General features: G+C 45.7%; 26 protein-coding genes and 1 riboswitch. Of the genes, 10 read left to right on the plus strand and 16 right to left on the minus strand.

The features are described 5' to 3' along the window. The first annotated feature begins 190 nt into the window (after window positions 1-190). The 3 genes from clpS to QUA42_RS08455 all read left to right on the plus strand — a co-directional run bounded on the left by clpS (window position 191) and on the right by QUA42_RS08455 (window position 2029). Window positions 191-484 carry an ATP-dependent Clp protease adapter ClpS gene (clpS, locus tag QUA42_RS08445; RefSeq protein ID WP_190743461.1) on the plus strand — a complete coding sequence of 98 codons (294 nt, stop codon included), beginning with the start codon at window positions 191-193 and terminating at the stop codon, window positions 482-484. Between the two features lie 123 nt (window positions 485-607). Beyond that, the gene (locus tag QUA42_RS08450; protein WP_333136799.1) at window positions 608-922 is read left to right on the plus strand and encodes a hypothetical protein; all 315 of its coding nucleotides are present in this window, start codon (window positions 608-610) and stop codon (window positions 920-922) included. Between the two features lie 201 nt (window positions 923-1123). Continuing rightward, entirely contained in the window at window positions 1124-2029 is a 906-nt protein-coding gene (locus QUA42_RS08455; protein WP_333136801.1) for an MvdC/MvdD family ATP grasp protein, read from the plus strand. Window positions 2030-2036: 7 nt separating this feature from the next. Here QUA42_RS08455 and QUA42_RS08460 read toward each other — a convergent pair whose 3' ends face one another. The 3 genes from QUA42_RS08460 to QUA42_RS08470 all read right to left on the minus strand — a co-directional run bounded on the left by QUA42_RS08460 (window position 2037) and on the right by QUA42_RS08470 (window position 3703). Beyond that, a complete protein-coding gene (locus QUA42_RS08460; protein ID WP_333136803.1) occupies window positions 2037-2195 on the minus strand; it encodes a sulfocyanin-like copper-binding protein in 159 nt (52 codons plus the stop codon). A gap of 66 nt (window positions 2196-2261) precedes the next feature. Further along, complete coding sequence (locus QUA42_RS08465) at window positions 2262-2537, minus strand: hypothetical protein (RefSeq protein WP_333136805.1); 276 nt, start codon at window positions 2535-2537, stop codon at window positions 2262-2264. Between the two features lie 47 nt (window positions 2538-2584). Next, window positions 2585-3703: a tocopherol cyclase family protein gene (locus QUA42_RS08470; protein WP_333136807.1), complete on the minus strand. Its 1119-nt coding sequence runs from the start codon at window positions 3701-3703 to the stop codon at window positions 2585-2587. Window positions 3704-3827: 124 nt separating this feature from the next. On the opposite strand from QUA42_RS08470, the gene QUA42_RS08475 reads away from it, so the two are divergent. Further along, complete coding sequence (locus QUA42_RS08475) at window positions 3828-4409, plus strand: Npun_F5749 family FMN-dependent PPOX-type flavoprotein (protein WP_333136809.1); 582 nt, start codon at window positions 3828-3830, stop codon at window positions 4407-4409. A 77-nt stretch (window positions 4410-4486) separates the two neighbouring features. On the opposite strand, the gene cysE is transcribed toward QUA42_RS08475, so the two are convergent. Beyond that, on the minus strand, window positions 4487-5293 hold the full coding sequence (gene cysE, locus QUA42_RS08480; protein ID WP_333136811.1) for a serine O-acetyltransferase: 807 nt from the start codon (window positions 5291-5293) through the stop codon (window positions 4487-4489). A gap of 147 nt (window positions 5294-5440) precedes the next feature. Then, window positions 5441-5923: a hypothetical protein gene (locus QUA42_RS08485; protein WP_333136813.1), complete on the minus strand. Its 483-nt coding sequence runs from the start codon at window positions 5921-5923 to the stop codon at window positions 5441-5443. 558 nt (window positions 5924-6481) lie between these two features. Here QUA42_RS08485 and mrdA point away from each other — a divergent pair. Then, window positions 6482-8308, plus strand: a complete 1827-nt coding sequence (gene mrdA / locus QUA42_RS08490; RefSeq protein WP_333136815.1) for a penicillin-binding protein 2 — start codon at window positions 6482-6484, stop codon at window positions 8306-8308. Between the two features lie 189 nt (window positions 8309-8497). On the opposite strand, the gene QUA42_RS08495 is transcribed toward mrdA, so the two are convergent. The 4 genes from QUA42_RS08495 to QUA42_RS08510 all read right to left on the minus strand — a co-directional run bounded on the left by QUA42_RS08495 (window position 8498) and on the right by QUA42_RS08510 (window position 12107). Next, window positions 8498-10252: a DUF3352 domain-containing protein gene (locus QUA42_RS08495; RefSeq protein ID WP_333136817.1), complete on the minus strand. Its 1755-nt coding sequence runs from the start codon at window positions 10250-10252 to the stop codon at window positions 8498-8500. A 62-nt stretch (window positions 10253-10314) separates the two neighbouring features. Next, window positions 10315-10539 carry a hypothetical protein gene (locus tag QUA42_RS08500; RefSeq protein ID WP_333136819.1) on the minus strand — a complete coding sequence of 75 codons (225 nt, stop codon included), beginning with the start codon at window positions 10537-10539 and terminating at the stop codon, window positions 10315-10317. A gap of 119 nt (window positions 10540-10658) precedes the next feature. After that, window positions 10659-11459, minus strand: coding sequence for a flagellar assembly protein H (locus tag QUA42_RS08505; RefSeq protein WP_333136821.1), 801 nt, complete (start codon window positions 11457-11459; stop codon window positions 10659-10661). A gap of 42 nt (window positions 11460-11501) precedes the next feature. Beyond that, on the minus strand, window positions 11502-12107 hold the full coding sequence (locus QUA42_RS08510) for a pentapeptide repeat-containing protein (RefSeq protein WP_333136823.1): 606 nt from the start codon (window positions 12105-12107) through the stop codon (window positions 11502-11504). Between the two features lie 135 nt (window positions 12108-12242). On the opposite strand from QUA42_RS08510, the gene purL reads away from it, so the two are divergent. Beyond that, window positions 12243-14804 (plus strand): phosphoribosylformylglycinamidine synthase subunit PurL, encoded by a 2562-nt coding sequence (gene purL / locus QUA42_RS08515; protein ID WP_333136825.1) that lies wholly within the window; start codon window positions 12243-12245, stop codon window positions 14802-14804. Window positions 14805-15195: 391 nt separating this feature from the next. Further along, window positions 15196-15519: a helix-turn-helix domain-containing protein gene (locus QUA42_RS27675; RefSeq protein ID WP_445301296.1), complete on the plus strand. Its 324-nt coding sequence runs from the start codon at window positions 15196-15198 to the stop codon at window positions 15517-15519. A 113-nt stretch (window positions 15520-15632) separates the two neighbouring features. Here QUA42_RS27675 and QUA42_RS08520 read toward each other — a convergent pair whose 3' ends face one another. The 3 genes from QUA42_RS08520 to QUA42_RS08525 are packed head-to-tail and all read right to left on the minus strand — an operon-like array spanning window position 15633 to window position 17011. Beyond that, on the minus strand, window positions 15633-16118 hold the full coding sequence (locus tag QUA42_RS08520) for an IS66 family transposase (protein ID WP_333136827.1): 486 nt from the start codon (window positions 16116-16118) through the stop codon (window positions 15633-15635). After that, a complete protein-coding gene (locus tag QUA42_RS27680) occupies window positions 16078-16374 on the minus strand; it encodes an IS66 family transposase (protein WP_445301297.1) in 297 nt (98 codons plus the stop codon). The genes QUA42_RS08520 and QUA42_RS27680 overlap by 41 nt, the downstream gene beginning before the upstream one ends. Further along, a complete protein-coding gene (locus QUA42_RS08525; protein WP_333136829.1) occupies window positions 16313-17011 on the minus strand; it encodes a transposase in 699 nt (232 codons plus the stop codon). The genes QUA42_RS27680 and QUA42_RS08525 overlap by 62 nt, the downstream gene beginning before the upstream one ends. Before the next feature lie 109 nt (window positions 17012-17120). On the opposite strand from QUA42_RS08525, the gene QUA42_RS08530 reads away from it, so the two are divergent. Beyond that, a complete protein-coding gene (locus QUA42_RS08530; protein ID WP_333136831.1) occupies window positions 17121-17732 on the plus strand; it encodes a transposase in 612 nt (203 codons plus the stop codon). A gap of 67 nt (window positions 17733-17799) precedes the next feature. Beyond that, the gene (locus QUA42_RS08535; RefSeq protein ID WP_333136833.1) at window positions 17800-18246 is read left to right on the plus strand and encodes a hypothetical protein; all 447 of its coding nucleotides are present in this window, start codon (window positions 17800-17802) and stop codon (window positions 18244-18246) included. Between the two features lie 60 nt (window positions 18247-18306). Here QUA42_RS08535 and QUA42_RS08540 read toward each other — a convergent pair whose 3' ends face one another. The 4 genes from QUA42_RS08540 to ntrB all read right to left on the minus strand — a co-directional run bounded on the left by QUA42_RS08540 (window position 18307) and on the right by ntrB (window position 22527). Further along, complete coding sequence (locus tag QUA42_RS08540; RefSeq protein WP_333136835.1) at window positions 18307-19092, minus strand: universal stress protein; 786 nt, start codon at window positions 19090-19092, stop codon at window positions 18307-18309. A 46-nt stretch (window positions 19093-19138) separates the two neighbouring features. Continuing rightward, a complete protein-coding gene (locus tag QUA42_RS08545; RefSeq protein WP_333136836.1) occupies window positions 19139-19978 on the minus strand; it encodes a nitrate ABC transporter ATP-binding protein in 840 nt (279 codons plus the stop codon). Between the two features lie 152 nt (window positions 19979-20130). Next, window positions 20131-21561 carry an ABC transporter substrate-binding protein gene (locus tag QUA42_RS08550; RefSeq protein ID WP_333136839.1) on the minus strand — a complete coding sequence of 477 codons (1431 nt, stop codon included), beginning with the start codon at window positions 21559-21561 and terminating at the stop codon, window positions 20131-20133. Between the two features lie 117 nt (window positions 21562-21678). Then, window positions 21679-22527 (minus strand): nitrate ABC transporter permease, encoded by an 849-nt coding sequence (gene ntrB / locus QUA42_RS08555; RefSeq protein WP_333136841.1) that lies wholly within the window; start codon window positions 22525-22527, stop codon window positions 21679-21681. 100 nt (window positions 22528-22627) lie between these two features. Continuing rightward, window positions 22628-22844: riboswitch (cyclic di-AMP (ydaO/yuaA leader) on the minus strand. A 172-nt stretch (window positions 22845-23016) separates the two neighbouring features. Between ntrB and QUA42_RS08560 the strand changes: the two genes are divergently transcribed. After that, window positions 23017-24210 (plus strand): sensor histidine kinase, encoded by a 1194-nt coding sequence (locus tag QUA42_RS08560; RefSeq protein ID WP_333136843.1) that lies wholly within the window; start codon window positions 23017-23019, stop codon window positions 24208-24210. The last annotated feature ends 106 nt before the right edge of the window (window positions 24211-24316 follow it).

The following is a 24316-nucleotide window of genomic DNA, read 5'->3' on the forward strand; positions in this document are numbered from 1 at the left end:
CAATGGGGGACAGGATGCCTAACCTTTACTCCCCACAGTTTCTGGAGAAATCTAACGCAGGGCCTGGCTGTGAAAATAAACCCCGAAGCGGATCAAAATACCAAGTAGGGGTTGAAACATTTTGAAATTGTGTTATAATTTTAGAGGTAACTTTTTTACGAATTTTGTAGTTTTAGTGGCTGTTCGCGCGATGACCTCTTCACCAACCATAGCACCCGTTCGATCGAGTCAAGTTACCCGCAAACCTTATCCCAACTATCGGGTAATAGTCCTCAACGACGATTTCAACACATTTCAGCACGTTGTGGAATGTTTGACGAAATACATTCCAGGGATGACTAGCGATCAAGCTTGGAAACTCGCCAACCAAATCCACCACGAAGGCCAGGCCACCGTCTGGGTTGGCCCGCAAGAGCAAGCAGAACTTTATCATATGCAATTGAGCCGTGCGGGGCTGACAATGGCTCCGCTAGAGTCAGCTTAACATTTTTTAACTGACAGTTACAATACTTACTTTGAAACTTGCCAAAATGGCAACATCACTTCATCCTCTTGATTTAGATTATGGGTAAACAAGCCTAATCTTTTACTCAAGTAGGATAATTTTATGAATCATCCTTTTGATCTAGATATTGCTGATCTGGAAGCAATTGATTTGGATTTTGAAGAGACGCTAACTGATGAAGAGTCCACGCGCATCGGAGGTGGATTAAGGGCTACCACTCTAGCTATAGGTGAAGAAGGTGGTGGTGGGATACAGTGTATCTCAGCTCCCTGTCCGGGAAGTGAAGGAGGAGGAGGATTTCCTCCCAAGCCTATTCCCATTGACCCTCCGATGACCACTATGGCTCTAGGTGAAGAGGGTGGAGGATATTACACGAAAGCTTGGTTTGAAGGCGGTGGAGGCCCTATTTATTGGTAATTTCATTCGTGCCGACAATGGTAGAGATTCTGCCTAATTCCTGAACTATTCCGCTTCTTTCTGTAATAAGACTTTCAAAGATTCAGCCTCATTCGAGTGTTTTTTTACACTATAAAAAAAGTTGCAACACTCTCAAAACAAGTGATGCGACTTTTCATATTTGTACTTGATTTTAGCCTATTTTTTATTTTCAAATTTCCCATGAACATTTTAATTCTGGGTAATGATTCCGATGCTCATGCTGCTCATATAAAAGATGCTCTCACCCAAGCCGGTGCAGAAGTAGATTATTTAGATACCTATCAGTTTCCAAGACAGTTACGTCTGTCTTGGCAACCTGATACCCTGGTAGGGTGCTTGACGCTACCCGGAGGTCGCCAGTTGAATTTTCAAGATATTCACAGTGTATTTTGGCGCAATTTTTCCGGTGTTGGCGTTGCACCTTTAAAAGATGCAAATCAACAGCAAGTTGCATTGAACGATTCCATGAGTACAGTGCGATCGCTCATACAAGCTTGTCCGGCTCGCTGGATTAATTCCTGGCAGGCATACCAATTTCATAAAGAAAAACCCCTACAACTAAGTCGGGCAAAGCAAATAGGAGTGACAATTCCTGCAACTTTAATCAGTAACAATCCAGAGCAAGTTAGGGAATTTTTCCAATCTCACAAAAAAGTAATTTTTAAGCCCGTTTATGGTGGCGCTCATACCAAGTTGGTGACAGAGGCACATTTAGAACCTAATCGGCTGGACTTGGCTTTGAGTATTTCTCCAATCACAATACAAGAGTATATTCCTGGGACAAACATTCGCAGTTATGTGATTAGTGAATCAGTTTATTCTGCGGAAATTCGCAGTCAAGCTTTGGACTTTCGGGAAGATTTAGAGTCCGAGTTAATTCCGGTAGATTTGCCCGAATCAGTTTACCAACAATGTTTAGCAATCTTAAAGGCATTTATGCTCGATTGGACTGCTATTGATTGGCGTCTCAAGCCAACCGGTGAGTATGTATTTTTAGAGGCAAATCCTAGTCCGATGTTCAGACATTTTGAGCGTCAGACTGGTTTTCCGATTACACAAAAATTAGTCAATTTGTTAATGTATTAACTCGGACTTAAGAGGCGATCGTAATTTTGCCAATCATCCCCGCTTCCGTATGTCCGGCTACCGTACATCGCAGGTTATACGTTCCCGATTTCATCGGCACAAACACCCATTCTGCCATAGCGCCCGGTTTAAGTTCCAATTCGTGAATCGCTCCTTTAATTTCCACTTTCCCAGCTTCAACTTTTTGAGTCCAACTCTCATCAGCAAAGTTTTTAGCAGTAAAATAATGTTTCTACGAACTGGGATTTTTTAGCAGTAATTTATAGCGCTTGCCCGATTCAAATTCTAGCAAATTGGGAAAGAATTTGAGTTTCCCAGCTTCGTTACCTAAATTAATAGTAATTTCGGTGACAGGTTGCCGAGACAAATCACCTGCCGCACTAGCAATTGCCGCCGGCATCAAAATTGTACTAAAACATAAAATTAGTCCCAAAATCACCTTGAAAGTTTTTTCTAACCGCTGGCTGGGGTAGAATTTGGCTAATTGCCAACCGAGTAAATGGAGCATGGCTGTTCTCACTACTATTAACTGACTAATCACTAATGACTAATGGTTTAATTCGATCGCCAAACTTCGTCCCAAGGCCCGCCCCCAACTTCCAAACCCGATAAAGAGCTTTGAGCCTCTAAGATAATTCTAGAACGCTGCTTGCCATTTTTTTCCACATTTCCCCCCAACAACTCTCGCAGTTGCAAGCGCAATTCGCCGTGCGTCGTATCCCGGCAGCAAAAAGCCATGCCTTTTTCTGTGGGAGTTCGCACATAAGTACCAGGACTGTTTGTAGTGCCAATCAACTCAACTTCAAATTGGCTGTTTCTAGCCTGCATTTTCCAGCTTCCCCAAGGTTGAATAGTCCAACTAACTTGGGAATTCCAAGGCACAAATTCGTAAAATTTGCCTCGGTAATGCAGACAAATCATTGCTACCGATTCCATCCACCACAGCACGCCCCGCTTCCCACCACCTGCAGTTAAAGCTAAATCCTTTTCGCCTTGAAAACAATTGCAATTAATCCAAAACCACTTTTGCGGGAAAGCACCGCCCCAGTTTTTTTCGCTGTAAGCGGGAGCATCTTTAAATTCGTAGCGTTGGTCATTCCAATCGATCCAGCCCGTGGCTAAACCGTGCGCCATTAAAATTTGCCATCCAGGCTCAAATACGGGCAGAAAAGATAGCATTCCGGCTGTAGATCTCTGGATTTCTTCTGAGTTTCCCCAGCCATAAATAGGTTTAATTTCGTACTGCCAAAAACAGTGGCTGCCGCTTCCCGGATCGTGCAGATAACCTTGATTCAAAGTAGCAGTAGCTTGATAGCCTTCTTCGACGTGGCTGTCGAATACTTGCGGCTCTAAATATTCGGGTTTAATTTGTAAATCTGTTTTGCCCCAATGTCCGAAACCTAAGCTTTCTCGGTGCGCCCAAAACTTATTTACATCGGGGAAGGTGCGACACAAATAGCTATCTTTCGGGCCGAGAATTTGAGCGGCACCGCCACTGTAAGGTAGACCGCCTCTGGGGTCTTCGATGGAATACATGAATGCAAAGGATTGTCCGTGAATTGGTAATGTTATTCGGTAGTACCAGCCTTCAAAAAAGCGCCGGGAACTGCCGTCCCAGTGGTAGCCGCTGTGGGGAGTTTCAATAGTTTTGAGTTTTGAGAGTGAATTTGACATAAAATTACCAATAGCAAGATTTTAAAAGTTGTAAATTGTGAGTTTAGGGGAGAGAAGCAGGAGGCAGAAGGGGAAAATGCACTAATTACCCATTACCAATTACCCATATGATAGGTTATTAATTATGTCTTTAGCACTTTGGCGATCGCCCTTAGCTCGCGCGCTCCACCGCAACCGCAGTCTTGCTTTTGCTCGCTACTTGCAATTAGCGACTGTTCGGGGTACCGGGCGTCCGGCTAACCGCACTGTGGTGTTTCGAGGCTTTTTAGCAGATACTAATCAGTTAAAGTTTATTACAGATATTCGCAGTCAAAAGGCAGAGGAAATTAACCTCTATCCTTGGGGGGAAATTTGTTGGTATTTCCCGAAAACTCGCGAACAATTTCGGATTGCTGGAAAGCTAGTTTTGGTAGGGGCAGATTATTCAGAGGCAGAGTTGTGTTTATCGCGGTGCACAACTTGGCAAGAGCTTTCTGAGGCGGCTAGAGCACAGTTTGCTTGGCCGCATCCGGGGGATGACAAAGCCGAGGCTAGTGCTTTTGATTCTGCTTCCCCAAATGCGATCGACCCGCTGCCTAATTTTTGCTTGCTGTTGTTGGAACCGGAAACGGTGGATTTTTTGGAGTTGCGGGGGGAACCGCAAAATCGGTCGCTTTATCGGCGCGACGGGGAGGGAAATTGGTCTGTGCGATCGGTTAATCCTTGAAGTCAGTTGACTGTTGTCAGTAGGAAAGTTTTAAGTTGAAAAATTCCCCATGAAAAACTCAACACTCAAAACTATTTTTAGATGCCGCTGCCGTCGAAAAATTCTTGAATGGCTTTATCTTTTAACTTGCAGCTAGGGGTTGTAACTAGCTGTGTTTTTTCGGCTAAGGCTACATTGCTGGCTTGGTTTAAAGCTTCTGATACTGAGTGGAAATTGTGCGAATGGGGAACAGAAGTTAAGGAGACAGATGCTTGAGGAAGCAAACTTTTTACTTGCTGTTCGAGGGATTCGATACGATCGAGCAAAGAGCGAATTACCGCAGCTTCCGAATCCGGCAAACTGCCGTGTTCTAGCGGATTGACGCGCACTCCCGATCGATAGACGATGCGGCCGGGAATCCCTACCACTGTACAGTCAGATGGTACGTCGCGGAGCACGACGGAACCGGCGCCGATGCGGACGTTATTGCCAATTTGCAGATTGCCGAGTACCTTGGCGCCGGCACCGACAACTACGTTTTCGCCGACGGTAGGGTGACGCTTGCCGCTTTGTTTGCCAGTACCGCCAAGGGTGACACCTTGGTAAATTAGGGCAAAATCGCCGATAATCGCTGTTTCGCCGATTACAACCCCCATACCGTGGTCGATGAATACGCTTTTGCCGATGGTTGCCCCTGGGTGGATTTCAATTCCGGTCAAAAAGCGAGCAATGTGGGAAATCAAGCGGGGGATGAAGGGAAGCCCCAACACATAAAGCCAGTGTGCGAGGCGGTGCAGCACTAGGGCCTGAAGACCGGGGTAGCAAAACAAAACTTCCAGCCAGTTGCGAGCGGCAGGGTCGCGATCGAAAATTATACTGAAGTCAGCTCTAAGAGTCTTTAGCACTTTCGGAGTTACCTATTTTGGTTAAACACGCCACTTTCGATTTTACATTTTACTCGATGGGGGAAGTGAGCGGTTGATCGGGAGGGGGGAGAGTGGGGTAGAATTTGACGACATTTTATTGTGGTTAGGCCACAGCGTCGCTGCGTTCTATTCCTGCACTGAGATTGTATAGTTAGACTTGACTCCGGGTTCGACAGTACCTACCCAAATCCTGTAAGAGCCTGCTTGCCAGTCAGAATCAAGTATGCCAGCATCTTTATTCTGACCTATATCGTCTCCGCAGCGCACCGCATTACCGGGGCCTTGTACGAGTAAGGTTGTGTCCTTGCCTCCGCTGTTGACTTGGAGTGTGAGTTTTGAAAATTTTTGTTGCAAGACTATGATGTGGTCTGGAGTTGGGGTGGCAAAACCCAAACATTTGTTTTTGTGGCGATCGGCGTTGGCTAGGACAGATAGAGAGTACGATCCGCCTGTGGAACCTCTCAAAACTGCTGTTGGGGCTGCAAAACCTCGCGATAAAGTTAAAGTGCCGAAATTGGCTGTTTCTGCTAAAACTGGTAGGGCGGCGATCGCGGCGATCGCCGCCAAGAGCGCACCGTTTTTGAAATTGGCTCGCTGATTAAACAACATGGCAATACTCCTCGGTCACAACTTAAAATCACAACTCAGAATTTACCCATCGCAGTCCCTCGAATACAAACTCTGGAGGAAGAATAATTTTTAAATTAGTTCAAAACCTCCTGGCTTCTCTTCCTTATGTCTATCAGGACAATCCCTGTACGATCGCGCTCGCTTGTGCCACTCGGATTTCTGCCACAGGCGCTCGACTCATATCCGAAATGGTACGGTGTCAAGATGATAAATTTGATACTCCTAGCCTTGCTGTTGGCGATCGGTTCCCTATTGACACAGGCCTTGGTATTGTTACCTATAGGTCTATCTGGCTGGCTCCACATCCCTAATTGGGTGAGCCTGGCCTTGATTTTTCTGGCTATTTCTTGGTGCTTGGGGGATTAGTCAACAGTCAGCAGTCATGAGTGAGGAGTTCTTAGTTATTAGTAAAAAGTTAATTATCAATCATACCGCTTCCCCCAATGGTCAAGGCCCGATCGGCCCCGGTTTGATGATGTATACTTCACAATTGACAATCAGCAATCTAAAATCTAGGATTTGACATCTACCTATAGAATGATGCAACGACAAGTTTATTCGATCTCAGGATTTCACTCTTCTGACAAAACCCTGGGGGAAACTCCTAAAAAACAGGATCGTCCGATACACCGGGCGATCGTGTTAATGCTGGTGGCAACAGGTTTGCTGGGCCTGCACGCTAGTCGGCTGGTGGAATTGCAACTGATACAAGGGAAGCAACACCGGGAACGAGCCGAAAACAATCGCGTTCGCCTAGTGCCAATGCCGGCGAATCGCGGACATATTATCGATCGCAAAGGCAAGTTGCTAGCGGCAAACAATTTAGCTCGATCGGTATATTTGTGGCCTAAAGAACAAACGCCGGAAGAGTGGAAAGCGACTGCAGAAAAGTTGAGTCCGCTGGTTAAAATCCCAGCACCAGAAATTTTAAAAAAATTAAAAGAGGTCGATCCTCTATCCTACAGACCGGTGCGGCTCAAGCAAGCAATGCCGCCAGAGGTGTTTGTGCCACTAGCAGAACAGGTGGGACAAATGCGGGGAGTGGAAGTGCGGCCAGAAGCGAATCGCTACTATCCCGAAGGCAGTTTGGCGGCTCACGTGATCGGATATATTGGCGAAGCTACCGCAGCAGACTTGGAAGATCATCCCGAATATCCGATGGGGATGATTGTCGGTCAAATGGGCATAGAAGCGAGCTCTAACAAGAAGATTGCCGGAGTTTGGGGCGATCGGCTGATCGAGGTAAATGCCCAAAATCAAGAATTGCGGCTGATGGGAGAGACACCGCCCAAACCCGGTGAGGCGGTTCAGCTAACAATAGACTTGGAAATGCAAAAAGCAGCCGAAAAAGCCTTGGGGTACCGCCGGGGAGCAGTAGTGGCGATGGATGTCAAAACCGGGGCGGTATTAGTTATGGCCAGCCACCCGACTTTTGATCCCAATCTGTTTACGCGAAAAATCACTAAGGATGAGTGGGAAACTCTTCAAGATCCGGAAAATCCATTTTTGAATCGGGCCATGCAAGGCTATCCCCCCGGCAGCACCTTTAAAATTGTGACTTCCGTCGCGGGCCTGGAGTCGGGCAAATTTTCGCCGGACTCAATTCTCGGTACTTCGTCTTACATTACTGTGGGGGGAATTGATTTTAACGAACACAGTGGCGGTTACGGCGACATCGGCTTTCGGGATGCTTTGGCTTTCAGCAGCAATACATTTTTTTATCAAGTGGGGATTAGTACCGGGCCGGAGCAAATTTCTAAGTGGGGACACCGCTTGGGAATTGGCAAGGATACGGATTTGAATCTTTTGGGGCTAGGCGGCGGCGATCACGGTCAAATCCCGACGCCGGAGGAGAAGGAGAAACTTTATAAAGAACCTTGGTATGCGGGTGATACGGTAACGATGTCGATCGGTCAGGGGTTGGTGTTGGTGACTCCTTTGGAGGCGGCGGTGATGGTGAGTTCGATCGCTAACGGCGGCTATCGCGTGAAGCCTCATCTTTTGACTTCTATGACCGGCACGCCGGAGACTCAACGCGTACATACGGGGATGAAACCTTCAACAATTCAGGTGGTTAAGGAAGGACTGATCGCGGTGGTTGCCGAGGGTACGGGACAGGGGATGAATGACGGTACGATTCCGCTGACGGCGGGCAAAACAGGGACTTCGGAGGTCATCGGACAGAACGATCACTCACTGTATGTGGCGTTCGGGCCCGCTGAAAAGCCGGAAATTGCGATCGCCGTGGTTGTGGAAAATGGCGGTTATGGTTCTGTTGCCGCAGCCCCGATCGCCAAAGAGGTATTTCAAGCTTATTTTAGGCAATCGAAAAAGGTGAAGCAGCCAGTAGTGATTAGTCCTTAGTTATTGGAAATTGGGAATTGGGAATTGGGAATTGGGCATTGGGCATAGTTTCTTCCTTCTTCCTTCTTCCTTCTATCCTTTACATCCGTTACATCCGTCGAGCGAATCCGTTTCCGAACTTCCTTCTTCCTTCTATCCTTTACATCCGTTACATCCGTCGAGCGAATCCGTTGCCGAACTTCCTTCTGACTAATTCAGCCGCATAAATATTGTAGCTTTGCGAATTCCTGTTATTTCTCCCGTACTGGTGACAGTGAGCGATCGCAAGTGATCGAACAATGGTCTTGCCGAAAGTTCAATTAACCTCAACAGCGGGATTTGTTTTTCCCAAATTGCCCTGCTGGAGGGCCAGTCTAAATAAAAATAGCCGTCGTTAGATGGCGGTAGCGGTTCAATGCTGGTTTGAAAATCTTGATTGGCAACTAAAGAACCTGTTGCGGCTGCTTCTAGTGCTGCGTCCATTGCTTCTACTGAGGTGGTGAAAATTTCGTATTTGCCGACGGTGGCTCGGACTCCTTTTGCCTCAGTTTCGATCGCACTTTTTCTATTATTTTCTATTCCATAATTTGGGTTCGTTGTCAACTGCGTCCAAGCGGTAATTTTCTGGTTTCTGAGAGTGAAGCTGCCGATGCTGTATTCTTTGCTGCGGGCAATTTCATCGAGTTGGTTGATCGCCTTTTCGGAATCAGCAGATTTTTCGGCTGCAAAAATCCAGTCAGCACTATTTGACGAATTTGGAAGCACTGCTAAAGCGTATTCTCCTTGTACCCAGTCAAATATATCCTGGGGCAAGTTGACGCCCCAAACTTGCTGAATATCTGCGAGAGTGCGATCGACTAATTTTGAGACTTCTGCATTAGTGGACACCGCCGATGACAAATCAGCCCAAAAATTCCTTAAATCGGTGCTAGCGACCGCGAAAGGACTGGCTGAGGGAATGTACTGCAAGGCTTGCACAGGTTCCGAGAGTGTTGGAGAAGCTGTGTTTTCTCGCGATGTCACTAAAGCAGTTTGAGCCAGCAATCCCCGTCGGTTGACTCCGACAGCAACTGCGAGAGAATTAAGAGAAACTTGGGGATTTTGCTCGGCTGCTGACTGCGGGAGATTGACAAATGCTAAAGCAATTCTGCCTTGAGTTAGCTGCTGCAAAGCTTTTTGATATTCCGGGGTATTATTGAGATTTAGAGTTGCTGCTTCAACGTTATTAATTGCATCTCGAATCACATTCGGGCTATTGGCAAATAAAACAAAATTTTGGTTATTTCCCGAATTTAAATTACCACCGATTGCTGCTGTTGCGAAGCTGGGTGGCAAAGTTGAGTTCGGCAGAAAAAACGGGTTGAAAGGTGAAAGCGAAGCAGATTTTTTCTTGGCTATTGGTGCTTGTTTATAATTAATTTTCACGCCTTTATATAGTTCGGAATGAACTGTTTTATCGGCACGAGATTGTTGGCCCCAGTAGGAGTCGAGAAATTGTTGGCTGCGATCGATATTTCGGGAAGAAACGGCTAGCAAAAACCCTGTTTCTTTGCCGTTGCTGCTGTCGCCATCCAAATCGGGCGTTGTGACGGCGAGAGTAATTTCGTCACTTATCCAAGGTTGGATATCTTTACTGTAATCGAGGTCTGTACTGGCGAGGAAACTATTTTTGATTTGCTCAAATTCTGCGTGCGATCGACTTCTTTCTTCGGGAGTGGCAAAAACTTGTCGCAATGCTTCGAGGCGATCGGGATTTACCAGCATTGAAGCTAACAAAGGTGCTTGTTTCGAGACAAACACAGCCGCAGCCGGAGTAGTTGTCGGCCCGCCAGCGAGCAAATTCAGGGGAGTTTGAGTTGTCAGCCAGTAAAAACCACCGGCACTCAAGCCTAAGAGTGCCAAGACGCCAGCAATGAGGAAAGAAAAGAACGATCGCAACTTCATCGGCAAATGACAAATTACCACAGTCTCTGATTATACACGCAGAACCCGGACTTGTTTAAGAAGTCGGGGTTCTCGCCACATTGTTAGTTTTCAAGTGTATTGGGTAATCTAGCTATCACATTTTCCAGCGATAATTGAGGCAATTCTGACAGCAGTAATGATAAATTTTCTGGGGATAAGCCGAGCAAATTGGGGATGAGATTAACCGGGGGTCCTTCTTGTCCTGATTCGCTGAAGCGGTTGTTCAAAACACTTTCCGCTAGCAAATTGTGGACTTGTTGGCGATCGATTTGTGCGATCTGCAGCATAGATAATGGGACTAACAACATAGCAAACTAGGCAGTAGGTAGAGCCGATACCGGGCGCAAAAAGGTGACAGTTAGCGGGTCTAACTCCCCAAATCTGACCTGCAAGAAACTCTCTAAAATCAATCGCTGTCCTTCTCTCTTCCTTCTTCTATTCCTCGTTCAATACCTCGTTCAAGACTTTGTTCAAGACCTTGTAGTCGTGCTTCTTGTAAATGTTGTTGAAAAAGGGGTACGCTCGCCATAACTAACTCCTGATCTTCATCATCCATTGTGGGATTAGTTGGTGTATTCGCTTGCAAATTTGCTTGCAAGGTGTAAAGTAATTGTAGCGCATTAGCTCGGAGCGGAGCGTTGACGGGAAATGCTGTTAATTCTGTGATCGCCCCTTGCTGCACCCGGCCCCTACCCAACATCCGCAACCACATAATCTCTGGAGTCCTCGCTAGCTGGTGAATAGCGATTAAGCCAACTCTCCAAACCTCAGATAAAAAATAAACTCCTCTCCCCCAGCCCTCAGACTCTTCAGGAGTCCGAAAACCAAAACTATTTAATAAAGCTTCCGAAGCAGTAGGAGTGAGAATCCACAACATCGGTAATTGTCTTTCCTCAAAACGTTGATCTTGTCGATTAGCGCGCCGCTCCAGTTCTGCCCTACTATTTAATAACTTAACGACACAGCTAAAAATTCCCTCAGCAGTCACAGGATTGCGAAACGGTTCAATTATCGCCACCGTTGCAGCCATTTTACCTAACAAACCCCAACTTTGGACATATTCGCCCTCAAAAGAAGTTGGTTGAAACCCAACATCAATTTCTCTAACTTCAGCAGTGACATTTTTGCTCGTTTCTACTTCTCCAGGAGGCGACAATAACTCTTGCAGGTATTCTTTTGCAAACTGATCGTAGGGAAACTTAGTCATCTGATTTTAGATTTTAGATTTTAGATTTTAAAAGCAGGTTGTCTACCAGGGTACTCCTCGCGCATCGGAAAAATCTGCATCTAGAACCGCCCCCGGATCGAATACAGCATCAGTTAAATCAGCTTTTCTAAACGACGTTACCGACAATTTTTCTATTTCTTCAACAGCAATAAAAAAGCCGATCGCAGTTAACCCAAGAATTACCCCAGAAACCAAAAATAAGACAATTCCCCTGATAGTATCTCCGCCCAAAAATGTCACAATACCGCTAGCCCCGATCGCAGCAGCAGCCCCAGCCACAGCCCCCGCCACAATCCCAGCCTCGCACCGAGTCGCAGCAATCGCCGTAGCAGCCGTTCCAGCCACAGCCACAGCCCCCGCATCCGCCCCGGCGATCAGTCCAGTCAAAGCCCCAGCCGCGGTCACTGTCACCGCCGTTACCCCAGCCCTAGCAATCAAATTTCTCACCCGCCTCCGGCTTTGTCCGGTTCTGACACCCTGAAAATTTGCCCCTCTCAAAATCGCCCCGGTGAAATTGCAGCCTCGAATGTCGCAACCGCTGAAATTCGCGCCAGACAAGTCAAGCCCTTTAAAAGAACGGTTCCGCAAGTTTTGGTTAGCAAAATTGAGATTTCGAGGTAAAGTCATTCGATTTTAGATTTTAGATTTTAGATTTTAAATTAGCAAACCAAAAGCTTGGGATTTTAGATTTTAGATTATAGATTGTAGATTAACCAAGCACAGGGCATTTAGAATAAAGCCTGTGGTTTATAACGAGTTTCCATGTCTCCCATCTCCGAATCCCCATTTTCCCCCGAACAAATTGCCGGTGAAAGACTCACACCTGAAGAATATGAAGAAATCGTTCAGCGTCTGGGTCGCCATCCTAATAAAGCTGAATTGGGAATGTTCGGCGTTATGTGGAGCGAACACTGCTGTTACAAAAATTCGCGGCCACTATTAAAACAGTTTCCCACAGAGGGCGATCGAATTCTCGTCGGGCCTGGAGAAAATGCCGGCGTCGTAGACTTGGGATACGGCTTGCAACTCGCCTTCAAAATTGAATCCCACAACCACCCGTCAGCAGTCGAACCTTTCCAAGGTGCAGCAACCGGTGTCGGGGGGATTCTCCGCGATATCTTCACAATGGGGGCTCGTCCGATCGCACTTTTAAATTCCCTGCGTTTCGGCAACTTAGACGACGCTAAAACTCAGAGATTGTTCAAAGGCGTAGTATCGGGAATTTCCCACTATGGAAATTGCATCGGCGTGCCCACAGTTGGCGGGGAAGTTTACTTCGATCCTGCTTATTCGGGCAACCCGCTAGTTAACGTCATGGCCTTGGGTTTAATGGAAACTCAAGAAATCGTCAAATCCGGGGCATCCGGCATCGGAAATCCAGTGCTTTACGTCGGTTCAACTACCGGGCGAGATGGCATGGGAGGAGCAAGTTTTGCCAGTGCAGAATTGACCGACAAATCAATGGACGATCGCCCCGCAGTCCAAGTAGGAGATCCATTTTTAGAAAAATCCTTAATTGAAGCTTGTTTAGAAGCATTCAAAACCGGTGCAGTCGTCGCCGCCCAAGACATGGGCGCAGCGGGAATCACCTGTTCCACATCAGAAATGGCAGCCAAAGGCGGGGTCGGCATTGAATTCGATTTAGACAAAGTTCCCGTTCGAGAAAGCGGTATGGTTCCCTACGAATACCTGCTTTCGGAATCCCAAGAACGGATGTTGTTTGTTGCCCAAAAAGGACGGGAACAGGAATTAATCGATATTTTCCACAGATGGGGATTGCACGCGGTAGTAGCGGGGACAGTTATCGAAAAGCCGATCGTCCGAATTCTCTTTAAAGGCGAAATCGCTGCCGAAATTACCGCAACTGCTTTGGCAGATAACACGCCAATTTATCACCGAGAACTGTTGACAGAACCGCCAGAATATGCTATAAAAGCCTGGGAATGGACGGCGGATTCGCTGCCACAATCCACAGTTACAGGTATCGAAATTAACGGTAATGTCCAAACTTGGAATCAGATTTTGCTGACGCTTTTAGATACTCCCACCATCGCTTCTAAACGCTGGGTTTATCGCCAATACGACCATCAAGTACAAAACAATACTGTTGTTTTACCGGGAGGCGCTGATGCTGCAGTTGTCAGATTGCGTCCGCTAGAACCTTGCCAATCTTCACTTGGTAACGGGCTAGAAGTACACCCCCTTGCTAAGGGGGATCTACAGAGAGAAAATGCTGTTTCTCTAGCTTCCGAAATCAAACAGGAAGAAGAGGTAATTCCTCTATTTAAAAAGGCACAAGGTAGGGAAACTCCAAAAGTTTCTCCCCCCCTTAGCAAGGAGGAAGCGCCCCTGGGGATTATTCCCGGAGTTGCTGCAACGGTTGATTGCAATTCTCGTTATGTTTATCTCGATCCTTATGAAGGTGCAAAAGCAGTCGTAGCGGAAGCAGCGAGAAATTTAAGTTGTGTGGGTGCTGAACCTCTCGCAGTTACTGATAATTTGAATTTTGGCAGTCCCGAAAAGCCGATCGGATATTGGCAGTTAGCGTCAGCTTGTCGCGGGATTGCTGATGCTTGTCGCGAGTTGGGAACGCCTGTGACTGGCGGCAATGTTTCTCTTTACAATGAAACTGTTGATGCTGAGGGAAATCCTCAACCAATTTATCCGACTCCGGTAATCGGAATGGTGGGGTTAATTCCCGATTTGAAGAAGATTTGCGGCCAAGCTTGGCTAAAGAAAGGTGATTTAATTTATGTGCTGGGAATTGGTGAATCATCCCAAAACTCAGAACTTTCATCTGAAAGCTCAAAAATCGAAACTTCTCCTACTTTGGGAGGTTCGGAATATTTAGCGGCAATTCACGGAATTGTAGCTGGGAAACCGCCAAGGATAGATTTTGAGTTGGAAAGAAAAGTGCAATCGGTTTGTCGCGATGGAATTCGGCAAGGTTGGGTAGGTTCTGCCCATGATTGTGCGGAAGGTGGAATTGCGATCGCCCTCGCGGAATGCTGTATCTCTGCTAAAATGGGTGCCGAAATCCATCTCAGTTTCAATTCGGCAAATGTCAGGCGCTGGGATGAAATTTTGTTTGGTGAAATGGGCAACTGCATTGTAGTTTCAGTCGCACCGAAAAATCAAGAAATTTGGGAGTCTTACCTGCAAGAACATTTGACCCAAATGTGGCAGAAAATAGGTTTAGTTTGCTGTGCTGAATCACCTTTGCGGGTTGTGAGTGCTGACAATCAAGTGTTAATTGAGGTGGCGATGGGTGAGATGGGCGATCGATTCTATAATGCGATCGAGCGTCGGATTGCATCTGTCTAATCGCAGTCCATACACCCGGCGGTTGAAACCGCTACACAGACGAAACCCGCCGAGGCGGGTTGAATTTCTTCAGTCCGCGTCGGCGGAGTTTGTTTGTGCAGAAGCGATTTCAATCGCCCCATTATTGCCCAATTCATCGGCGAGCTAATCGCCAAGTCAATCGGCTCTCCTGAGTTTAGGGTGTAAAATCTACCTAATAATACATTTACCGTTATGAGCTTCCATCTAGACTATCTATTAGCCTTGCCTGGAGTCAGGGTTGAAACTTGTACTCAAGTTGAGGGAAAAATTTTATTGGGACTGAGCATTTTATCAGAAGGAATTGTTGGTCATCCGGAGTAAAAATCCTACCGAACAACTGCATCAAAATCGACCAATTCTAGTAAGAGATTTGTCTGTTTTTGGTCGTCCTGTGTATCTAAAAATCCCACGACGGCAGTTTTACTGTCCTATTTGTCAACGGTATCCCCCAGAAAGAATAGATTTTTTGGACGTTAAAAGGCGGCATACTCAACGATACGAACAAAATATTTATGAGCGTGTAAAACAATCGAGCATGGAACAGATTGGACGAGAAGAAGGACTGAGTTATGATGAAATAAAAGGAATATTGGAGCAGATCAACACAATCAAAAAAAAACGAATGGGAAACGGGTTAAACGCATTTGTCTCGATAAGCTGGGGGGGTAACAAGCAGGCTCAAACCCAGATTTAGTAAGGATTGAGCCAATGTATGCTAAAAAAAGATAGGCAGCAAAATTGTTATACGCTTGCCTATCCAAAAAATAATGATACCAACATTCTACCGCATTCATTTAGAGTAATTGCTCAACTAGGGGAAAAAATGGAGCCATCAATAGAAAGAGCTTGTTGAATAGATTGATAAGCAGTTAAACCTTGACGCTTCCCAGTATTGACAACTGAACGAACGGCAGCAAACAAATCTCTGCGCCATTCCGAACGAAAGCCATTAGTCACACGGCGAAATATTACACTCATCCGAATCGCCTGCTCACTACTATTATTCGTTGGTGGAATCGTCGCATCTTCCAGAAATAGAAATAAATTGTCAATTAGCCCACCATAGCGTTTTCGTAACCGGATACCATCCCGATGATGTGGGGCTAAATTCAAAATCCCCGTTAATCTTTCCTGTAAATTTTTTCGATATCGATTGAGTCTAGTATCGTCTATCCTTTCTCGCCGTCGATGGATGATAAAAGCCCTTAATAATAACCTCTTCATCCCTGGGGCAAAAATCCTGTCTCCAGCATCAATCGCATATTGACAATCCCGCAGTTGATGGGCACTCACATACTTGCCATTGTGGTGCTGGATGATTTTTTTGAGCGCGGGAGAAATCTGACACCCAAATATCGGGACGATGTTCTCCTAGAACCTCGTACATTACTCCACTGGCTCGACTGGGGCGGATGAGGTGTAAACAAACGTCCTGGTTCTGAAACACCCACTCCCACTGATTTTGTCCGTTAACTCTCGCACTCGTTTCATCTGAACAAATTAATTTTGCCCGCCGCAACCGTTGTAGTATTTGAGTTACAAAGGTCATCTAAACTGGTTTTTACTTTTGCCAACAGGTTTGCGATTGCTCCTTCGGATATCTTGAGTCCAAAGACTTCCCCAAATATCGACGACAGCCGTTCGTAGCTGATGGCATGAGTGTAACTGAGGTATGTAACTAAGCTTTGAATTGAACTGCCAAACGGTGAACCTGGTTCCATTCCCAATGGTACAGGTGCAACATACTCGGTCTGACAGCAGGCACACTGACCGCCATAACGTTCGATGCGGGTGATGATGGGGCGAATTGGGGGTAGTTCGATTTTGTCGTAGACGGATTGCAATTTTTGGGTGGCGGCGGTGACTTGCTCTCGACATTGGGGACAATTTTTGACTTGGGCGATGATTGTTTGGTCGGGATGAGGATGTAGTTGTCTGCCCCCTCCTGCTCTTCCTAGGCTTCTTTGTCTTTTTATCCCCTCAATTTTTGAGGGCTTAATGTTGGGCTTGAATCCTTTAGAGGATGGAGTGCTGGAATTCTTGCTAGTTTTTTTGGGAGATGAGTCGGATTTTGGTTCGTATGTGGCTAATGCTGCGCTGAGTTTTTGGATTTCTTCCCATAGCTCCACTATCAAGGCTTCTTTTGCCTCGTTCGATAGTTGGTTTAGGTCGGGGAGTTTTTCCATTCCTTTATCTAATGTCTATCTCGTCTTCTTGTCAAGGAGGTTGAGCAATTACCATTTAGAAAAAAAACTAACGTTAGCTCAGTTTAAGGTGATTGAAATATTGTTACCCGTGATACAATCCGAAAAACAAATCAGATTAGAACCGCTATCCCGCGTATTTCCCTCTCTAATTACAAGCGAAAGTCGGCGACGTAAGTTACAAAGATTTTTGGATTTGCCCAACTTAACTATTTCATTAATTTGGTTCCCATTAATTACTTATTGGTTGACAACTTATTGTCGTGTTGGTCAAAGTTTATCAAGATCAATTGACCGCAGTCAATGGGGGCGCATTAATCTTTTTATGGTTAGCCTAATCTGGGAAAAAAGAGCAATTCCATTATACTGGTCGCTGTTGCCAAAATTAGGAAACAGTAACCTGGAGGAACAAACAACAAATCTACAGCAAGTTTTACCATTATTTTCAGAATATAAAGTGATCGTTTTAGGAGACCGTGAATTTTGTTCGGTTGATTTGGGAAACTGGCTTAAACAAAAGGGTGTGTCTTTTTGTTTGAGACTGAAAAAGAATCAATGTATTGAAATGGAACATTTAATTTGGCAACGGTTAGATGAATTGGGAATAGTACCAGGAACCTCTTTGTATGTTCAAGGTAAAAGAGGGAGAAAAACTCGACCGGCTACGGGATTTGATGTCGCTGGTAAATGGAAAAGAAACTAGGGAAAATATCAAGTAAAAGAAGCTGGGTTTATTCTCACAAATTTAGGTTCATTAGCAGCAGCGGTCAATGCTTATAAGCAGCGGATGGGCATTGAAGAAATGTTCCGAGACTGTATGTAAAAAAGGAGGCTACGAGCTTGAAGGCACTAGCCTCAAAGGAAACCGACTTATTAACATGATTCTCCTGATGACGCTTGCCTACACTTGGGCAATATTTCAAGGCAGTGAATTGACGAAAAAGCAGGTACAAAAATATGTATCTCGTCGCAAAGAACCCAAGAAAAAATATCGCAGACGGAGTACATTTGGTGTTGGTGTAGATGCCGAAAAGTGGGTTAATTATCTTGAACAATATGCTGAGCAGGTGCAACAGTTAATGAAGTTAACTCCTTCTAAACGTCGCTTTTATGAACAAGGTCTGAGGGCTGCAACCCTATACATGATTTATAATTTACAAACCATTTGCGCTCGCTATAGAACTTACGCAAAAAAAGGTTGGGCGCGCCAATTATAGTCATAGGGTGCGCTAGGCGCACCTTACATAATTAGATTCTTGCCCAAGGAGCGAACAAGTTTAACGTGCAGGTATAGTAGTCGCCAACTGTAACTGGCTCCAATTTTCTTCAGGCGGAACATCCATGTGATAGCTGAGTGCCGAAGGAATCCCGAGTACGCAGCAGGGAAAATTATTGCCTAGTTCCCTAACCAGCCGATGGTTGGCAGAACCACAGCCCAAGAACAGTAAATTTGCTGATTCTAATTCAACCACATTTCTCAGTTCTGTAGCAACCCCCCCGATGCGTAAATGAGCTTTGAATAAACCGCGCCACTCCTCAGCCAAACAGCGCGCTTGCCACAGCAACTTATCTGCTACCTCGTACTCATTATTTTGACCATAAATTGCTTGGAAATAATGCGGATCTATCCAAGTTTTTGGCTGGGATACCAATGGGATTTCGGTTGGTAAAGCGAGCGCAGGCGCGGCACAACTAAGGGCGAATGTTTCCTCTAAATCAGACACTTTCTGCTGTGCAGCCAAGGCATTTGCGACAGCAACTTTGCAAGTATCTTCGCGGTAACTTTTTGACGATTCGTCGATCACGTAGACGACTTGAACCGTGACTTCTTTAGTTGTTACGAAACGAGTTTGATGCGCCATCCAAAGGGTAATATCCAGAGCTGTTTGACTTTGGGGAGAACTGTTGTAACCGACAATAAAATTGATAGTTTTTGCCTGTTTTGGGGATTTTGATTTCTTAGAAACTGGTAATGTTGGCTCCGGCAGCAATACCATTTCTTCTGCTAAATTTTGGTATCCCAATGCACTTTCAAAACGCGCTAACATTGTTTTGAGATTCACAGGCTTAACCTCTCTTAAGTGAATTGTTATGTCGATCCGTCGGGTGTTATTCGTCTTGAGTAAAGTAGCGATCGAGAAAATTCAAAGCATAGTTGCGGAGTTCGTAATACTCCTTCGATTCCCGCAACTCCTGGCGATTGCGCGGGTGCGCGAACGGCACTGACAAAATCTCCCCTATTGTCGCCGCCGGGCCGTTTGTCATCAGCACAATGCGATCGGACATATAGATAGCTTCATCAACATCGTGAGTAATCATCATTGCAGCTTGTCTGTGATTTTCCCAAATATCCAGCACTTGTTTCTGCAACTTGCCGCGAGTTAGAGCATCCAGCGCTCCAAACGGTTCGTCCATTAATAACATTTTTGGTCGAATCGCCAAAGCTCGCGCAATTCCTACTCGCTGTTTCATGCCCCCTGAAATCTCGTCTGGATATTTATCTGCTGCCGATGTTAAGTTTACCATTGCTAGATGTTCGTTGACAAGACTAATCTTCTCCGGGCGGCTAAGACTTTGCAAAACTTCATCAACTGCCAGCCGAATATTTTCTCGCACCGTCAGCCAAGGGAGCAATCCGTAGTGCTGAAATACCATCATGCGATCGGCTCCAGGTTTGCGAATTTCTTTTCCTTCCAGTGTCACCATCCCCGCGCTCTGTTTTTCCAAACCTGCCACTATTTTTAGCAGCGTTGATTTGCCGCAACCCGAGTGACCGATTACCGAAATATATTCGTTTTCTCCAATACTTAAATTGATATTTTCCAAGACGCTAAATTCGCTACCGTCAGCAGTTTTATACGACTTGAACAAGTTGTTAATTTCCAGAAATTCAGGGTGCTTCTGGACTTGGCTGCTGGCTTCCATAGAAGTAGAAAAGTATTGAGTCACGGTATTCTCCTAAAAAGTAGTAAAGTGTTAATTAAATTTCCTTACGGTTGCGTAATTTCTAAAATCTTTTAGTCGGTTTCAACCGACTTTAGCTATTAGCCAGGGACTTAAGTGCCTGGGGGGACGGTAGGAAAAGCGCAAGATTTGAAACATTAAGACTGAAAAAAAGACTGAGGGCGGTTTGCTCGAATTTCAAAACTATTCAAATAACCCACGGGATCGCTAGGATCAAATGCCTTTTTATCAATGAAAACTTCCGCAGGTTCCACTTGGTAATCCTCCTGGGGACAATCGATCCCCATTTCGGCAACAATCTTGCGGTAAAGGTCGGTTCTCCAAGCTTTTTTAGCTAATTCCTCAGCATTTTTTGGCACCTCCTTAATCTGTCCCCAGCGAGCGGCTTGAGTCATCAACCAAATACTCTGAGACTGCCACATAAATGTTGAATGATTTCCGGGTATTTGAGGCAAATTCTTAGGAATGTCATAGAAAATAGTTGCATCTTCCGATTGTATGGTGCGCTCTTTTTCGTCAAACCCTCCATAGTTGTAGTCGCCAACTATTGCCGGTCGCGTAAATTTGTCGATCGCGCCTTTTTTCGGTCTCGCCCCCGTAAACGATCGCTCAGTCAGCAGCGCCGATATTTCACTGCGATTTTCCGGCTTGCTGCAATACTGACAGGCTTCCACCATTGCCTTAACCAGCGAGTAATAAGTCTTCGGATTTTCCTTAATGAATGATTCCATTACTCCCAAAAGGCGATCGGGATGTCCCAGCCAAACTTCCTTGCCTTGCACGAAGGTAAAACCCACTCCCAAATTGCCTTGAATTGCCCGCGTATTCCAAGGTTCGGCCACCATGTAAGCCTGCATGGCGCCAATCCTGATGTTCGTTACCATCTGCGGCGGCGGCACAATAATTACCCGAAATTCTTTGAACGGATCGACACCGGCAGCCGCCGATATGTAGCGGACAAAGTATTCGTAAATAGCAGAACTCAGAACCACGGCCCAAACCCTGTTTTCCGACGGCTGACTGTCAAAAAAGGCTCGAAATTGTTTGCCAAATTCTTCCAAATTGCCGTTGTATTCGTGCCACGGACGTAAACCGGAATCCCACATAGCTTTGTTCATCGTCATGGCGTTGCCGTGGCGGTGAATTGTCATTGCCGCGCACAGCGGTGCGTGGCGCGCTCCTTCGGCGCCAATTCGGGCGTTTGTGACGGCGCCGGATACGACTGGGGAGGCGTCGAGGCGGCCGAAGATTACGCCGTCGCGGGAGGTTGCCCAGCTTGCTTCGCGGTTGAGTTGGACGTTTAAACCGTATTTGCGGAAAAAGCCTTTTTTCCAGGCGATCGCAAATGGTGCACAATCGTTAACCGGCACGTATCCTACGGTTAAATTTGGTTTTTCTAAGGTTCGGGAATCGACAACCGGCTTTACGGCTGAGGCTTCTTCTGTGAGTCCTTTTGCCGATCGATCCGCGCTAATTGCACAACCAGATAAAGCCATTCCCGCCGCCGCCGCTCCCATTCCTTGCAAAAACTCTCGGCGGTTCCATTCATTGGAAAACTTGTCACTCATATTTAATTTGACTAATGACTGTTAAATGTTGACTGTTAACTGTTGACTGTTAACTGTTGACTGTTAACTGTTGACAACAGACAACTGCTTTCCTAACAACTGCCAACTGACTAATGACTAATGATTAATGATTGATCGATGCGTTACCAACTCCTGAACTTTGTCAACAGCAGCGTCGAGCAACAATCCAGTTAAGCCAATTACAAACACCGCTAAAAATACCGAACTCAGGTTCAAACGGCTCCACTCATCCCACACAAAAAAGCCAATTCCCACACCGCCTGTCAGCATTTCCACCGCCACAATCACCAGCCAAGCAATCCCCAAACTAATCCGCAAACCTGTAAAAATGTATGGCAAACTCGCCGGCCAAATTATTTTGGTAATCCGCCTCCATTGCGGCATTTCCAACACTCGCGCCACATCCAGATAATCCTGGGAAACGCTAGAAACTCCCAAAGCTGTGTTGATAATTGTCGGCCATAAAGACGTGATGAATATGACAAAAATTGCCGACGGCTCTGCTAAATTAAAAATCGATAAAGCTATCGGCAGCCACGCTAGGGGCGACACCGGTTTAAAGATTTGAATCAGCGGATTGAGCGCCATCATTGCCGGTTTCGACATCCCGATCATAAATCCCACGGGAATCGCCACTGCTGCGCCCAGGAAAAATCCCACCAACACCCGTCGCAAACTCGCTAGCAGCAGCCAGCCAATGCCTAAATCTCCAGGCCCGCGCTGATAAAATGGATGGAATATGTAATCTAAATTAGCGATTAACGCCTGATACGGAGTGGGAATCAAATCGCTTTTGAAGCTGGCAACAATCCACCACAAGCCAAGAATTCCCAAAAAACCCGCAGCAGGTAACAAAACAGCATCTCGGATGACAACGGGTTTTACACGCTTCCACGTTGCAACTCCTGCAAGTGCGATCGCAGATAAATTAAGCTGTATGAACATTTCAATCTCCTTCAGAGTCAGGGCAGGTACAAGAATCTTGAACAATACCAACCTGAGACACTGACGAAGCCAAACTATCTTGTTCAGAACATTTGGCTTTTCAGTCTCTTCTCAATGCCTGCGAAGTTAGCTGACGGGCTAGGACTGAGAGATGTCCTTCTCTACATAATTAAAGGTTAAAAATTACACTCACTCAAACTTGGCAATTTTTAACTTTGCTTTTTAATTGTGTAGAAATTAGCCCCGAAAATTGGTTCCTCCGCTCCAGCCACACGCTTGGTTTGATCGCGCAGTGCTGAATTAGGCTTGACGTTTTAAGCCAATTTAAAATAAGCTAACACGACCATTTAATTTTGTCAATATGTCTTTAGGAGTAGCCATTGGCGATCGACAAAGCCCAAAAGTTGGCCAACAATTCAAAAAGTTAATTCTTAAAGTAACCTAGAGAGATAAAATGCGATTGTTGACTTGATTTATATATTAAGGACCATGATTGATTTTAGCCAAGCGCTACAAGATCAAATTGACATAATTACCGAAAACTGGATCGAAGCTGTTCGCGCCGACGAGCAAATCGGAACCGCCAAGCAACTCACCTACAATGGCGTGCGCGACAGCCTTCCCATTGTACTGCAAGCGATGGTAACTATGCTGTCCCAATCAGAAGACAGTGACATTGGGACAATCATAGAAGAAAGTTTAGACCACGGAACTGTCAGGGCAACACAAGGTTACGATGCCGAAGAAATTGCGCGGGAATACCGCTTGCTGCGGAGGGTAATTTTCGAGGCTTTAGAGCCAGAATTGCTAAAAGGCTCAGCGGCTGAAGTAAACCGAGCTTACCGCTTAATTGACAGTGTCCTCGACGAAGGAATTGCTAAATGTTTCCAAACCTATACCCAGGCAAGATTGCAAGAACTACAGGAGTTGCAAAACCAATTGCAACTTACAAATCAAGAGCTGAGTCGCTTATTTCGCGCCAGTCAAGAGAATCTATCTCACTTAGCTCACGAATTGAAAACCCCCCTCACCTCTATTATTGGCTACTCAGAATTGTTTTTGCGCCAAATAAACAATTCTGAACTTAAAGATTCTGCTCCCAACTTGGCACATATTGATAAAGTCCTCAACAACGGCAGACGGTTACTTAGATTAATTAACGATACTCTCGAAATCTCGCGGTACGACGCGGGACGCATAAAATTGCAGCTAACGGCCACAAAGGTGCGATCGGCGATCGGCACTGTTGTCGAAATACTCGATCCTTTGGCTAAAGAAAAAAATCTAGAGATCGTCGTTGAGTGCGCTCCGGTTCTCGATCAAGTTATGACAGATTACTTGCGCTTGCAGCAAATTATCACTAACTTGGCGAGCAACGCCATTCGCTACACCCAAGCTGGTACTATTACCATAAAAACCGAATTATTGTCAGACGAACAGTGGAGTCTCTGCATCAGCGATACAGGAATTGGCATTGCTTCAGAAGACTGCGATCGGATTTTTCAACCCTATTTTCGAGCCAACACCTCCCTGGGTTCTAGCATTCCTGACACTACCGGCTTAGGGCTAGCAATTGTCGTTCGATTAGTCAACCTCTTGCAAGGTAAAATCCAATTAGTTTCTGAAGTAGGAGTTGGCTCCTCTTTCACGGTAATTTTTCCCTTAGAATTGGATGGAGTTTAGATTAATGTTAACTGTGGACTGTTGGCTGTTGACTGTTGACTGTTGACTGCCAACTAATGACTAATGACTTCTTCAAATCAGAAACCGAAGAGTTACATAAATAGCC

The sequence above is a fragment of the Microcoleus sp. Pol11C2 genome, assembly GCF_036701505.1.
Taxonomy (GTDB): domain Bacteria; phylum Cyanobacteriota; class Cyanobacteriia; order Cyanobacteriales; family Microcoleaceae; genus Microcoleus.